A 13,704-nucleotide genomic window follows, 5' to 3' on the forward strand; every position below is an offset into this window, starting at 1 on the left:
GATGGTGTGACCTCGGTCGCCCTGCGCGGGCGCTCAGAGCTCCTTGCGCATGTGCACCATCACCAGGTGGTCGGCGATGCGTTCACGGGAGGTCTCGGCGAGCCCGAGGCTGCGGTACAGGCGCATCTGTGCGGGGTCGTGCGCGCCGGCGGACAGGGTCAGGGAGGTCGGGGCGGGGTCGTGGGCACGGGCCCGCTCCTCGGCCTCCTCCAGGAGCCTGCGGGCGATCCCGAGGCCCCGCAGGTCGGGCGCGACGGCCAGTCGGCTGAGTACCGCCCCGGGGCCGAGGAACCGCAGGCGCACCGACCCGGCCATGCGGGCACCGGCCACGGCGCACAGCACGAGGGTGTCGGGATCGCCCAGCAGGGTGCGCACCCGGTCCAGGCTCTCGGTCAGCGGCAGGGTGAAGGGGTCGCCGAAGGCCTGGGCCTCGTCGACGAAGGCGGCGCGTTGGAGGGTGAAGAGTTCCCCCGCGTCGTCGGGCCCGGCGGGGCGCAGGGTCAGGTCGGGGGTGGTCGCGGGTGTGCTCATGCCTTCGAGGCTAGTGGGGAGGGTGTCGCGCGGCCCGTGTTGCGCGCCCGTGCGTCGGGGCGCGGACACGACGAAGGGCCGCCCCCGTGTGGGGACGGCCCTTCGTGGCGTCTTCAACAGACCCCCGCGGGGACCTGTTCAGGCGTCACCGCCCGAGTGCGATCAGGCCTCGCCGCCGGCGAGCTTCTCGCGCAGGGCAGCCAGGGCCTCGTCGGAGGCCAGGGCGCCGCTGGAGGAGGTCTCCTGGGCGGCGGGCTGGCTGTTGCCACCGCCACCACCGGTGTACTCTTCCTCTTCCTCGACGGCCGGGGCGTTGGCGGCGTCGGCCTCGGCCGCACGCGCCTCCTCGACCTGCTTGCGGTGCGCCTCGAAGCGGGCCTGCGCCTCGGCGTAGTTGCGCTCCCACTCGTCGCGCTGGGCCTCGAAGCCCTCGAGCCACTCGCCGCTCTCGGGGTCGAAGCCCTCGGGGTACTTGTAGTTGCCCTGCTCGTCGTAGTCGGCGGCCATGCCGTACAGGGTCGGGTCGAAGTCCACCTGGTCGGGCGAGACGGCCTCGTTGGCCTGCTTCAGCGAGAGGCTGATGCGGCGGCGGTCGAGGTCGATGTCGATGATCTTGACGAAGATCTCGGTGCCGACCTGGACGACCTGCTCGGGCACCTCGACGTGGCGCTCGGCCAGCTCGGAGATGTGGACCAGGCCCTCGATGCCCTCCTCGACGCGCACGAACGCACCGAACGGAACCAGCTTGGTGACCTTGCCGGGAACGACCTGGCCGATCTGGTGCGTGCGGGCGAACTGCTGCCAGGGGTCCTCCTGCGTCGCCTTGAGCGACAGGGAGACGCGCTCGCGCTCCATGTCCACGTCGAGAACCTCGACGGTGACCTCCTGGCCGACCTCGACAACCTCGCTCGGGTGATCGATGTGCTTCCAGGAGAGCTCGGAGACGTGGACCAGACCGTCGACGCCACCCAGGTCCACGAAGGCACCGAAGTTGACGATCGAGGAGACGACGCCCTTGCGGATCTGGCCCTTCTGGAGGGTGTTGAGGAAGGTCTGGCGGACCTCGGACTGGGTCTGCTCGAGCCAGGCGCGGCGGGACAGGACCACATTGTTGCGGTTCTTGTCCAGCTCGATGATCTTGGCCTCGAGCTCACGGCCCACGTAGGGCTGCAGGTCGCGGACGCGGCGCATCTCGACCAGGGATGCCGGCAGGAAGCCGCGGAGACCGATGTCGAGGATGAGACCGCCCTTGACGACCTCGATGACGGTGCCGGTGACGACGCCGTCCTCCTCCTTGATCTTCTCGATCGTGCCCCAGGCGCGCTCGTACTGGGCGCGCTTCTTGGACAGGATCAGGCGGCCTTCCTTGTCCTCCTTCTGGAGAACGAGGGCTTCGACCTGGTCGCCGACGGCGACGACCTCGCTCGGGTCGACGTCGTGCTTGATCGAGAGCTCGCGTGAAGGAATCACACCCTCGGTCTTGTAGCCGATGTCGAGCAAGACCTCGTCTCGATCGACCTTCACGATGGTGCCCTCAACGATGTCGCCGTCGTTGAAGTACTTGATGGTCTCGTCGATCGCCGCGAGGAAGGCTTCCTCGGACCCGATGTCGTTGACCGCTACCTGGGGTGTCGAGGTGGCCTCGGTGCTGCTCGTCATGTGTGGGTGGACTCCGGATACGGACAGGATCAGAAAATGGGCACGCGGTGGGTCCGGTGTGCCCGTCGATCCGTCATTCCAGAAAGTAAGGAGCAGGGCCACATACGGAACGAGCCGATCCGTGGCCGCCAGCCGCCGGGTCCAGGAGTGGTGACCGAACGGTGCAGCCCCTCCGTCCCCACGTCCGGGAGACGGTGACGCACGCACGAACCCACAACGCTTCCGTCAGAATATGAGATGTGGGTGTCCTGGTCAATCGGAACCCCGGGCCGCCAACCCGGCGAAGGCCGCAATGGCCGCAACTTACCGGAGCCCGAGCGGCGAGTTCAAGCGCTCCACGTGCCGATCCCCCGGCGAAACGGGCGTTCCGGGCACCTGCGGCCGCCGAGTGAACGGGTTACGGACACCCGGAGTCCGAAAACTGAACGGACCCAAAGCGACCGACATCACGTCCGGGCCCTCACTCCCCCGTCGGACGCGACCGGTTCCGCTTGAGCTCGCCCCGCCGGCGCTTGTCGTCCACCCGCCGGCGCCGGGCCGACCTGCTCGGTTTGGAACGCCGCCGCACACGGGGCGGCGGGGCCGTGGCCTCGGCCAACAGCTCCGCCATCCGCTCCAGGGCTTCCTCGCGGTTGCGCACCTGCGAACGGTGGTCCTGTGCGCTCACGCTCAGGACCCCGCCGCTCAGACGCCCGGCCAACCGCTCCAGGGCCCGTTCGCGCCGCGTGTGCCCCAGCCCGCCGCAGACCGACAGGTCCACCGACAGCGTCACCCTCGTCGCCGAGGTGTTGACGTGCTGGCCGCCCGGCCCCGAGGAGCGGCTGAAGCGCCACTGCAGGTCGGAGGCGGGCACGGTCACCGATCCGAAGGTCAGGTCCTTCTCCCCCGGGTTGGTACTCACCGCTGCCCGCCTCCTCCATAGTTGCGCGCGCCTGCGCGCGGGGCGCCTAGTGCGCCGCGTCGTGCCAGTTGGGTCCGCCGCCGACCGAGACCGCCAGCGGCACGCGCAGATCATAGGCCGAGCCCATCTCGTGCGTCACGAGCTTTTCGACCTCCTCGCGCTCGCCCGGGGCGACCTCCACCACGAGTTCGTCGTGGACCTGCAGCAGCACCCGCGAAGCCAGGTCCGAGGCGGACAGGGCCGCGTCGACCTTGAGCATGGCGACCTTGATGATGTCGGCCGCCGACCCCTGGATGGGCGCGTTCAGGGCCATGCGCTCGGCCATCTCACGGCGTTGGCGGTTGTCGCTGGTCAGGTCCGGCAGGTAACGGCGCCGGCCCAGGGTCGTCTCGGTGTACCCGTCCCTGCGAGCCTGCTCCACGACCGCCTGCAGGTAGTCGCGCACCCCGCCGAACTCGGCGAAGTAGTCGTCCATGAGGCGGCGGGCCTCGTCGGGCTGGATGTCCAGCTGCTGGGACAGCCCGTAGGCGCTCAGACCGTAGGCGAGCCCGTAGCTCATCGCCTTGATCTTGGAACGGGCCTCCCCGTCGACCTCCTCCACGCCGATCCCGAAGACCTGCGCGGCCATCTGGGCGTGGAAGTCGTAGCCGCTGTTGAAGGCGTCGATGAGCGCCTGCTCGCCCGACAGGTGCGCCATGATGCGCAGCTCGATCTGGCTGTAGTCGGCCGTCATCAGCTCTTGGTAACCCTCGCCGACCACGAACGCGCGGCGGATGCGGCGGCCCACGTCGGTGCGCACCGGGATGTTCTGCAGGTTCGGGTCCGTGGAGCTGAGCCGGCCGGTCGCCGCCACCGTCTGGTTGAAGGTGGTGTGGATCCGCCCGTCGTCGGCCACCGTCTTGATGAGCCCCTCGACCGTGGTCCGCAGCTTGGTCTGGTCCCGGTGGCGCAGCAGCAGGGCCGGGAGCTCGTGGTCGGTCTGCGTGGCCAGCCACGCCAGCGCCGACGCGTCGGTGGTGTAGCCGGTCTTGATCTTCTTGGTCCGCGGCAGGCCGAGGTCCTCGAAGAGCACCTTCTGCAGCTGCTTGGGCGAGCCGAGGTTGAACGCCTCGACACCGTCCTTCTTCACCACCTCGTGGGCCTGCTCCTCGGCCTGGCGGGCGGCAGCCGCGAACTCGGCCTGCAGCTCCTCCAGGTAGGGCAGGTCCGCGGCGATCCCGGCCCGCTCCATCTTGGCGAGCACGTCCACCAGAGGCAGTTCCAGGTCGGTGAGCAGCTGGGAACCCCCGCGCTTGTCGAGCTCGGCCACCAGCACCGCGGCCAGGTCGCGGGTGGCGGCGGCCCGCACCGCGAGCGCGTGCTGGGGGCCCTCGTCGGAGCCCTCCACGTCGAGGGTGAGCTGGGTCTGCCCGGTGCTCTCCTCCTCCAGCTCCCGGCCCAGGTAGCGCCGGACCAGGTCGGGCAGGTCGAACCGGCGCTGCCCGGGCTGGGCCAGGTAGGCGGCCAGCGCGGTGTCGCACCGCGTCCCGGCCAGGTCCCACCCGTGGGCGCCCAGGGCCAGCAGCGCACCCTTGTACTCGTGCACGACCTTGGGGCGGTCGGGGTCGGCGAGGAAGGCCGCCAGTGCCTCGGTGTCGGCCGCGTCCAGGGCAGTGGGGTCGACGGCTGCTGCGGCTCCGCTGGGCACGCTGATCGCGAGCGCGTCCACGCGGCCGGTGCCCCGCCCCCAGGTCGCCTCCAGGGCCAACCCGGCCGGCGCCGCCGTGGTCAGGGCCTCCGGCGCGGCGTGCTCGGCCAGCCAGGCCGTGAGCCCGCCGGTCCCGGGCACGGTCAGGTCGACCTCGAAGCCCTCGGCGGCCCCGGACTCGCCCTGTGCGGCGGCCTCGTCGACGTTGATGACGCCGTAGAGGCGCTCGCGCAGGTTGGAGGCGAACTCCAGGTTGTCGAAGAGCGCGTCGACGCCCGCACGGTCGGCCTCGCCCAGGGTCAGGTCGCCCACCCCGGTCTCGAGCTCGACGTCGTTCGCCAGGAGGTTGAGCCGCATGTTGCGCAGGACGTCGTCGAGGTGGTCGCGGAAGTTCTGCCCCGCCTTGCCGGTGAGCTCGTCGGCGTGGGCCACGAGCTCGTCCAGGGACCCGAACTTGGTGATCCACTTCGCGGCCGTCTTGGGGCCCACCCCCGGCACGCCGGGCAGGTTGTCGGCCTTCTCCCCCACCAGCGCGGCCAGGTCGCGGTAGCGCTCGGGCGGGACCCCGTACTTGTCCTCGACCGCCTCGGGGGTCATGCGCTTGAGGTCGGACAGGCTGCGTCCCGGGTACAGCACCGTGCAGTCGCCGGTGACCAGCTGGAAGGCGTCGCGGTCGCCGGAGGCGATGAGGACCTCCATGCCGGCCTCGCCCCCCTGGTGCGCCAGGGTCGCGATGACGTCGTCGGCCTCGTACCCGGGCGCCGACAGGTTGGCCACACCGATCAGGCGCATGAGGTCCTGGGTGAGGGGCACCTGGGCGGGGAACTCGGGCGGGGTCTCCGAACGCCCTCCCTTGTAACCCTCGTACTCCTCGTCCCGGAACGTGGGGCCGGACAGGTCCCAGGCCACCGCGACGTGGGTGGGCTCCTCCTCACGCAAGAGCTTGACCAGCATCGACGCAAAACCGTAGATGGCGTTGGTCGACTGGCCCGTGCTCGTGCCGAAGTTCTCCACCGGAAGGGCGAAGAAGGCGCGGAAGGCCATGGAGTGGCCGTCCAGGAGCAGCAGTCTGGGGCGCCGGCCCCCGCTGTCGGAGGCGGTCGGGGCCGTACCGGCCCGGTTCGTCTGATCGGGGGTCTCTCGCTTGGTCACCACACAAGGAATCCTAGGATGCTCCGCAGACAGTCCGCGGCCTCTTGGCAGGGCCGCGCCACGAGGACCCCCCGGACGGGGGCCGCCGCCACCCGCCCGGGCCGGGGCCTCTCCCACGGATCGGAAGGCACGACATGACGACCAACCCCGAGGACATGCGCTCGCTCATCGATTCGGGCGCCCTGACCGGGGGCCTGGGCGAGCGCATGGGCATGGAGATCAGCGAGGCCACGGCCGAGCGGGTCGTGGGCCGCATGCCCGTCGAGGGCAACCGCCAGCCCTACGGCCTGCTGCACGGCGGCGCCTCCTGCGTGCTGGCGGAGTCGCTCGGCTCGATCGGTTCGATGGTGCACGCCCAGCAGTTCGGCCGCATCGCCGTGGGCATCGAGATCAACGCCACCCACCACCGGTCGGCCACCGAGGGCCACGTGACCGGTGTGGCCACCCCGGTGCACCTCGGGCGCACCCTGGCGACCTGGGACATCACCATCACGGACGACCAGGGCCGCAAGGTGTGCACCTCCCGGCTGACCTGCATGCTGCGGGAGGCTCCCGAGGGGGTCTGAGGCCTCCCGTGCTCTCGACGAAGGGCCCCGCCGGAGAGCCGCTCCCCGGCGGGGCCCTTCTGCGCGCGCACGCCTCTGTGCGCACACACGCCCGGGGGCGGTGCGCGCACACGCCCGTGGACCACCCGACGACAAGCCACGCTTCACGGCCGACCGAAGCCCGGCTCAACACACGGACCGCGCCGAAACACGGACGCACCACCCGCCAGCAGGGATGACCACAGCTTCATAACGCCTCGGAGGCGAGTCGGCACCAAGTCTCGTTTTTCACTTCTCGCCACAGAGCTTCCATGTTTAAGCTCCGCTAACGCTCCTGCTTAAGTCATGCCACACATGTCGGACATCAGGACGAACGCGCAAAGATCGGTCCGGCCGCAGACCACGGCCGGTCCCTCGCCGGTTGAACGGAGTGACCACGATCATGGCAAGCAAGAAGGCCCTCGGCCTGACTGCCGCCACCGCGGCCCTTGTACTGGGGCTCTCCGCGTGCGGCAACGGCGACACCGGGGACGGCGGAGAAGCCGGTGAAGAGTTCAACTTCGGCATCCTCTACCCCCAGACCGGCAGCCTGGCCTTCCTCGGCCCGCCCCAGCTCGCCGCAGCCGAGTACGCCATCGAGGACATCAACACCGCAGGCGGCATCCTCGGCACCGACGTCCCCGACATCAGCGAGGCCGACGAAGCAGGCGACGCCGGACAGGCCAACGACGCCGCCAACAACCTCGTCGCCGACGAGGTCAACGCCGTCATCGGCGCCGCGGCCTCCGGCATGACCCAGGCCGTCTACGACTCCGTCACCGGCGCAGAGATCGTCCAGTGCTCGGGCTCCAGCACCGCACCCGAACTCAGCGACATCGACGACGGCGGCTACTTCTACCGGACCGCACCCAGCGACCTCATGGCCGGCCCCGTCATGGCCGAACAGATGGTCGACGACGGCCACGTCAGCATGTCCGTCATCGCCCGCGCCGACGACTACGGCTCCGGCTACCTCGACGCCGTCGAGAGCGAACTCGAGGCCCTCGGCGCCGACGTCGTCCACACCGACACGTTCGACCCCGACGCCACCAACTTCGACTCGGTGGTCAACGGCGCCAACAACGCCGACGCCGACGCCGTCGCCCTCATCTCCTTCGAAGAGGGCGCCCAGGTCATCGCCGAACTCCTCGAAGCAGGCTTCGACGGCGAAGAGCTCTACGTCACCGACGGCCTCAACGACCCCGACCTCGGCGAGACCGTCAACGAGGACGACCCCGAGGTCATCAACGGCATGACCGGTGTCGCCCCCGGCGCCGACAACCCCGAGTTCAACGAAGGCCTGCGCGAGTTCGAGCCCGACCTCGACGTCTTCCAGTTCGCCCCGCAGGTCTACGACTGCGTCACCGCCATCGCCCTGGCCGCCGAATCCGCCCAGAGCACCGACCCCACCGAGTACGTCGACCACCTCGGTGAGATCAGCCGCCCCGAAGGCACCGAGTGCACCAGCTTCGAAGAGTGCCGCGACCTCCTCCAGGACGGCGAGGAGATCGACTACCAGGGCACCAGCGGCAACATCGACTTCGACGACAACGGCGACCCCACCGCCGCCACCTTCGAGGTCTTCCACTGGGACGAGGACGGCCACGGCACCCTCGACTTCGTCGACTACGCCGAAGAGGACTAACTCCTCAGACAGCGAAGGAGAAGAAGCATCCCCCGGGCACGGCCGCACACGAGTGGTCGTGCCCTTCGTTATCCGACGCACGAGAAAGACGGTCCATGGCACCACGCACACCCCTGCGCATCGGCGCAGCCACCGCGGCCCTCGTCCTCGGCCTCACCGCCTGCGGAGACGGCGACAACGGCGGAGGCGGAACGGCAGACGCCGGCGACGAATTCACCTTCGGCATCATCTACCCCCAGACCGGCCCCCTCGCCTTCCTCGGCCCCCCACAGGAAGCAGCCGCCTCCTACGCCATCGAGGACATCAACAACGCCGGCGGCATCCTCGGCACCGACGTCCCCGCACTCAACGAGGCCGACGAAGCAGGCGACGCCGGACAGGCCAACGACGCCGCCAACAACCTCGTCGCCGACGAGGTCAACGCCGTCATCGGCGCAGGCGCCTCCGCCATGACCCAAGCCATCTACGACACCATCACCGGCGCAGGCATCGTCCAGTGCTCCGGAGCCAACACCGCCCCGGAACTCAGCGACATCGACGACGGCGGCTACTACTTCCGCACCGCACCCAGCGACCTCATGGCCGGCCCCGTCCTCGCCCAACGCATGGTCGAGGACGGCCACGTCAGCACCGCCATCGTCGCCCGCGCCGACGACTACGGCTCCGGCTACCTCGACGCCGTCGAGAGCGAACTCGAAGGCCTCGGCGCCGACGTCGTCCACACCGACACCTACGACCCCGACGCCACCAACTTCGACACCGTCGTCAACGGCGTCAACGGATCCGACGCCGACGCCGTCGCCCTCATCTCCTTCGAAGAGGGCGCCCAACTCATGGCCGAACTCCTCGAAGCCGGCATCGACGGCGACCAGCTCTACCTCACCGACGGCCTCAACGACCCCGACCTCGGCACCACCGTCAACGAGAACGACCCCGACGTCATCAACGGCACCACCGGCGTCACCCCTGGCGCCGACGCCCCCGAGTTCGACGAAGGACTCCGCGACTTCGACCCCGACCTCGACGTCCTGCAGTTCGCACCCCAGAAGTACGACTGCGTCACCACCATCGCCCTGGCCGCCGAATCCGCCCAGAGCACCGACCCCGGCGAATACGTCGAGCACATCTCCGACGTCACCCGACCGCCCGGCACCGAATGCACCAGCTTCGAAGAGTGCCGCGACCTCCTCGACGACGGCGACGACATCGACTACCAAGGCGTGAGCGGCAACATCGACCTCGACGACAACGGCGACCCCACCACCGCCACCTTCGAGGTCTTCCACTTCGACGACGACGGTTACGGTATCGACGACTACGTCGACTACGCGTACGACGACTGACCCGCACCCGCGTACCATCCACCCGCGGCCCCCGGAAAGCGGAACGCGCCCCCGCCGTGGCGCGCCCGACCACCCCGGGGGCCGACCCCATCCCCCCGCCCGACACCACCCACGGCGCCCCGGCGCGCAACACCCGAACGGACCACCACGACCATGACCACAGCCAGAGCCAGAGCCCTGACCCTGCCCGCAGTCCTCACCGCCCTCACCCTCACCCTCACCGCCTGCGGCAACGGCGACGGCACCGACCAACCCACCACCGACGAGAACGCCCTCAACCTCGGCATCCTCTACCCCCAGACCGGCAACCTCGCCTACCTCGGCCCGCCCCAGCTCGCCGCCACCGAATACGCCATCTCCGAGATCAACGACGCCGGCGGCGTCCTCGGAACCGACGTCCCCGACCCCATGACCGCCGACGAAGCCGGCGAAGAAGGCCGCGCCAACGACTCCGCCGGCACCCTCGTCGCCGACGGCGCCGACGCCGTCATCGGCGCCGCAGCCTCCGGCATGACCCAAGCCGTCCACCAGACCATCACCGGCGCCGGCATCGCCCAGTGCTCCGGCTCCAGCACCGCCCCCGACCTCAGCGACATCGACGACGGCGGTCACTTCCACCGCACCGCACCCAGCGACCTCATGGCCGGCCCCGTCCTCGCCCAGGAGATCCTCGACGACGGCCACCAGAACGTCGCCGTCGTCGCCCGCGCCGACGACTACGGCTCCGGCTACCTCCAGGCCGTCCAGAACGAACTCCGCTCCAACGGCGCCCAGGTCCCCATCGCCGAGACCTACGACCCCGACACCACCAACTTCGGCGCCGTCATCGAAGCCGTCAACGAACGCAACGTCGACGCCGTCGCCCTCATCTCCTTCGAGGAAGGCACCCAGATCCTCGCCTCCCTCCTCGAATCCGGCCTCGACGGCGACCAGGTCTACGTCACCGACGGCCTCAACGACCCCGACCTCGGCGCCACCGTCAGCGAGAACGCCGACCTCGTCACCGGCGTCACCGGCGTCGCCCCCAGCGCCGACAACCCCGAGTTCAACGAAGGCATCAGCGGCTTCGACGACGACCTGCAGATCTTCCAGTTCGCACCCCAGGTCTACGACTGCGTCAACCTCATCGCCCTGGCCGCCGAATCCGCCGACAGCACCGACCCCGCCGACTACACCCCCCACATCGTCGAGGTCAGCCGCCCCGACGGCACCGAATGCACCGGCTTCGAAGAGTGCCGCGACCTCCTCGACGGCGGCGAGGACATCGACTACCAGGGCGCCAGCGGCGACATCGACCTCGACGACAACGGCGACCCCAGCGCCGCCACCTTCGAGATCTTCGAATTCGGCGCCGACGGCTACGACATCCGCGAATACGTCGACTACACCGACGACCGGAACTGAAACCGCGCACAACCCCCGAACACGACGAAGGGCGGGGACGGCCACCACCGGCCGTCCCCGCCCTCGAACGTTCTCAACGGGGCACGATCACCCCTTCGCCAACGTCCCCAAGTACAACTCGATGACGTTCGGATCCTCCAACAGATCAGCACCAGAACCCGAATAGGCGTTACGCCCCTGGTCCAGCACATAACCCCGGTCACAGATCTGCAGGCAACGGCGCGCATTCTGCTCCACCATCACCACCGAGACACCCGTCTCGTTGACCTCCTTGACCCGCTGGAACACATCCTCCTGGAAGATCGGCGACAACCCCGCCGTCGGCTCGTCCAGCAACAACACCGACGGATCCATCATCAGAGCCCGGCCCATCGCCACCATCTGGCGCTCACCGCCCGACAACGAACCCGCCTTCGCACGCCGCCGATCCGCCAACAACGGGAACAGGTCCGACACGAAACCGAAACGCTCCGCAAAACTCCGAGGACGCAAGAACGCCCCCATCTGCAGATTCTCCTCGATCGTCAACGACGGGAACACGTTCTGCGTCTGAGGCACATACCCCACACCACGCTCCACCAGACTGTGCGCCGGCAGACCCGCGATACTCGACGCCCGCAGCGTCACATCACCCTCACGCACCGGGATCAGACCGAAGACCGTCTTGATCAACGTCGACTTCCCCGCACCGTTCGGACCGATGATCGCCACGACCTCGCCCTCCGACAAGGTCAGCGTGCACCCGTTCAAGATGTTCACACCCGGCACATAACCGGCCACCACATCCTTGGCCAGAAGCAGATAATCCTCAGGACCACCCACCTCCAACGCCTCGGCCCGCGCCTGCTCCAGGACCTCCTCACGCTGCTCCTGAGCCACAGCCGCGTTCTCGACCTCGACAGGGACCTCCTCGGCCGGCAGCCTGCCGTTCTCACCGTTGTCAGCCATCGTCGCCCTCCCGGGACTCGGCCGCCTCGTCGTCCTGGGCACCCAGGTAGGCGTCGATCACCTGCTTGTCGGACTTGATGTCGGAAGGACGCCCCTCCGCGATCACCCGACCCTGCGCCAACACCACGATCCAATCGCTGATGCCCATGATCACGTCCATGTCGTGCTCCACGAACAGGACCGTGCGCCCCTCGTCCCGCAACGACGTGATGTGACTCAACAACGACTGCACCAACGCCGGGTTCACACCCGCCATCGGCTCGTCCAACATGATCATGCTCGGCTCGGTCATCAACGACCGCGCCATCTCCAACAACTTGCGCTGACCACCCGAGAGCGACCCCGCCATGTCATCGCGCTTGTCGACCAGCCGGAACCGCTCCAAAAGCTCCAACGCACGCTCGGTGTTGGCCCGCTCCTGACGCGCCCAACCCGGCCGCCACAACGCACCGGCCATCCGCTCACCGAACTGCCCCTGAGCACCCAGCAGCATGTTGTCCAACACCGACATCCGCGTCAGCGCCTTCGTCAACTGGAACGTCCGCACCATCCCCGAACGCGCCACCTGATGGCCCCGCCGACCATTGATCGCCGCGCCCTCGAAGGACCAACGCCCCTCGTCCACACGGTCGAACCCCGTCAACAGGTTGAACAACGTCGACTTGCCCGCACCGTTCGGACCGATCAACGCCGTGATCGTCCCCCGCTGCACCTCCAGATGGCCCACATCCACGGCCTTCAGACCACCGAACGAACGGCGCACCCCGTTGGCCACCAGGATCGGATCGGGCTTGGCCACACCCGGAACCGGCTCCACACCCGCCATACGGTCCTCGGCACCGGACACCGTCGTCTCGTCACTTGACATTGATCAGCATCTCCTTGCGATCGCCGATGAGACCCTGCGGCCGGAAGACGATCAGCACCACCAACAGCAGACCCACGAAAGCCAACTGGATCGCACCGAAGTCCGGACCGGACAGGAACGGCAGATAACCCTCACTGCCCAACGCACGCAACAACCCGTCCGTGAAGTTCATCAAGAACCAGAACACCACCGAACCGATGACCGGACCCAGAACACGGCCCGCACCACCCAACAGCAGAATCGCCCACAGGAAGAACGTCACCTGCGGCTTGAACTGGTCCGGGTTGATCGCCGCCTGATGCACCGCCATCATCGCGCCGGCCAGAGCACCGATCATGCCCCCCAGCACCAACACCTGCATCTTGTACGCGAACACGTTCTTGCCGAGGCTGCGCACCGCGTCCTCGTCCTCACGGATGCCCTTGATGACACGCCCCCACGGGCTGTGCATCAACATCCACGTCAACAACGCGAACAACCCCACCAGACCCCAGGTCACAACCATGACCCACAGGTGGTTACCGCTGAAATTGAACACCCCGAAGCCGTACCGATCAGCAGCCTCGAACGGATTCACCGACCGGAAACCCGAGGACAGGTTCTGCAACCCGTACACACCATTGGTCAACGGCTCGGCGAAACCCGCCCGATAGACCAACCGCAACACCTCGGCCGTCGCGATCGTACTGATCGCCAGATAATCCGCACGCAACCGCAGCGTCGGAATACCCAACAACAACGCCAACACCACAGCGCACGCCAGGCCCACGACGAACCCGACCAACACCGGCAGATCGAACACACCCACACTGATACCGACGCCGTAAGCGCCCACCAGCATGAACCCGACCTGACCGAAGTTCAGCAGACCCGTGTAACCGAAATGCAGATTCAGGCCGATCGCAGCCAACGCATAGATCGCCGCGACCGGACCCACCGCGGTTCGGGCGGACTCGGCGAGGATCGTCAGAATATCCATCGT

11 protein-coding genes are annotated in these 13,704 nt (G+C 68.5%); 4 read left to right on the forward strand and 7 right to left on the reverse strand.

Annotated elements, in window-relative coordinates:
* Positions 1 to 33: 33 nt before the first annotated feature.
* From IDM40_RS00955 to polA, 4 genes are all read right to left on the reverse strand, one after another.
* Positions 34 to 531: a GNAT family N-acetyltransferase gene (locus IDM40_RS00955; protein WP_193119930.1), complete on the reverse strand. Its 498-nt coding sequence runs from the start codon at positions 529 to 531 to the stop codon at positions 34 to 36.
* Between the two features lie 162 nt (positions 532 to 693).
* Positions 694 to 2,190 carry a 30S ribosomal protein S1 gene (rpsA, locus tag IDM40_RS00960; RefSeq protein WP_193119931.1) on the reverse strand — a complete coding sequence of 499 codons (1,497 nt, stop codon included), beginning with the start codon at positions 2,188 to 2,190 and terminating at the stop codon, positions 694 to 696.
* A 460-nt stretch (positions 2,191 to 2,650) separates the two neighbouring features.
* Complete coding sequence (gene arfB / locus IDM40_RS00965) at positions 2,651 to 3,091, reverse strand: alternative ribosome rescue aminoacyl-tRNA hydrolase ArfB (RefSeq protein ID WP_193119932.1); 441 nt, start codon at positions 3,089 to 3,091, stop codon at positions 2,651 to 2,653.
* A 46-nt stretch (positions 3,092 to 3,137) separates the two neighbouring features.
* Positions 3,138 to 5,933 carry a DNA polymerase I gene (gene polA / locus IDM40_RS00970; protein WP_193119933.1) on the reverse strand — a complete coding sequence of 932 codons (2,796 nt, stop codon included), beginning with the start codon at positions 5,931 to 5,933 and terminating at the stop codon, positions 3,138 to 3,140.
* Between the two features lie 131 nt (positions 5,934 to 6,064).
* On the opposite strand from polA, the gene IDM40_RS00975 reads away from it, so the two are divergent.
* The 4 genes from IDM40_RS00975 to IDM40_RS00990 all read left to right on the forward strand — a co-directional run bounded on the left by IDM40_RS00975 (position 6,065) and on the right by IDM40_RS00990 (position 10,906).
* Positions 6,065 to 6,496 (forward strand): PaaI family thioesterase, encoded by a 432-nt coding sequence (locus tag IDM40_RS00975; protein ID WP_193119934.1) that lies wholly within the window; start codon positions 6,065 to 6,067, stop codon positions 6,494 to 6,496.
* Positions 6,497 to 6,917: 421 nt separating this feature from the next.
* Entirely contained in the window at positions 6,918 to 8,159 is a 1,242-nt protein-coding gene (locus IDM40_RS00980) for an ABC transporter substrate-binding protein (protein ID WP_193119935.1), read from the forward strand.
* Positions 8,160 to 8,254: 95 nt separating this feature from the next.
* The gene (locus IDM40_RS00985; protein ID WP_193119936.1) at positions 8,255 to 9,502 is read left to right on the forward strand and encodes an ABC transporter substrate-binding protein; all 1,248 of its coding nucleotides are present in this window, start codon (positions 8,255 to 8,257) and stop codon (positions 9,500 to 9,502) included.
* 153 nt (positions 9,503 to 9,655) lie between these two features.
* On the forward strand, positions 9,656 to 10,906 hold the full coding sequence (locus IDM40_RS00990; RefSeq protein WP_193119937.1) for an ABC transporter substrate-binding protein: 1,251 nt from the start codon (positions 9,656 to 9,658) through the stop codon (positions 10,904 to 10,906).
* 87 nt (positions 10,907 to 10,993) lie between these two features.
* On the opposite strand, the gene IDM40_RS00995 is transcribed toward IDM40_RS00990, so the two are convergent.
* From IDM40_RS00995 to IDM40_RS01005, 3 genes are read right to left on the reverse strand one after another with little or no spacing between them, the layout of a single operon-like run.
* Positions 10,994 to 11,854, reverse strand: a complete 861-nt coding sequence (locus IDM40_RS00995; RefSeq protein WP_193119938.1) for an ABC transporter ATP-binding protein — start codon at positions 11,852 to 11,854, stop codon at positions 10,994 to 10,996.
* Positions 11,847 to 12,722 (reverse strand): ABC transporter ATP-binding protein, encoded by an 876-nt coding sequence (locus tag IDM40_RS01000; protein ID WP_193119939.1) that lies wholly within the window; start codon positions 12,720 to 12,722, stop codon positions 11,847 to 11,849. Before IDM40_RS01000 ends, IDM40_RS00995 begins: the two co-directional genes overlap by 8 nt.
* On the reverse strand, positions 12,712 to 13,701 hold the full coding sequence (locus IDM40_RS01005) for a branched-chain amino acid ABC transporter permease (RefSeq protein ID WP_193119940.1): 990 nt from the start codon (positions 13,699 to 13,701) through the stop codon (positions 12,712 to 12,714). Before IDM40_RS01005 ends, IDM40_RS01000 begins: the two co-directional genes overlap by 11 nt.
* Positions 13,702 to 13,704: the final 3 nt, after the last annotated feature.

This window comes from Nocardiopsis coralli (assembly GCF_014892575.1).
GTDB lineage: Bacteria > Actinomycetota > Actinomycetes > Streptosporangiales > Streptosporangiaceae > Nocardiopsis > Nocardiopsis coralli.

Bases quoted from the DNA above. Each gene is read 5' to 3' on its own strand.
- IDM40_RS00955 (WP_193119930.1), bottom strand. From the start codon at position 531: ATGAGCACACCCGCGACCACCCCCGACCTGACCCTGCGCCCCGCCGGG.
- rpsA (WP_193119931.1), bottom strand. From the start codon at position 2,190: ATGACGAGCAGCACCGAGGCCACCTCGACACCCCAGGTAGCGGTCAAC.
- IDM40_RS00975 (WP_193119934.1), top strand. From the start codon at position 6,065: ATGACGACCAACCCCGAGGACATGCGCTCGCTCATCGATTCGGGCGCC.
- IDM40_RS00980 (WP_193119935.1), top strand. From the start codon at position 6,918: ATGGCAAGCAAGAAGGCCCTCGGCCTGACTGCCGCCACCGCGGCCCTT.
- IDM40_RS00985 (WP_193119936.1), top strand. From the start codon at position 8,255: ATGGCACCACGCACACCCCTGCGCATCGGCGCAGCCACCGCGGCCCTC.
- IDM40_RS00990 (WP_193119937.1), top strand. From the start codon at position 9,656: ATGACCACAGCCAGAGCCAGAGCCCTGACCCTGCCCGCAGTCCTCACC.
- IDM40_RS00995 (WP_193119938.1), bottom strand. From the start codon at position 11,854: ATGGCTGACAACGGTGAGAACGGCAGGCTGCCGGCCGAGGAGGTCCCT.
- IDM40_RS01000 (WP_193119939.1), bottom strand. From the start codon at position 12,722: ATGTCAAGTGACGAGACGACGGTGTCCGGTGCCGAGGACCGTATGGCG.
- IDM40_RS01005 (WP_193119940.1), bottom strand. From the start codon at position 13,701: ATGGATATTCTGACGATCCTCGCCGAGTCCGCCCGAACCGCGGTGGGT.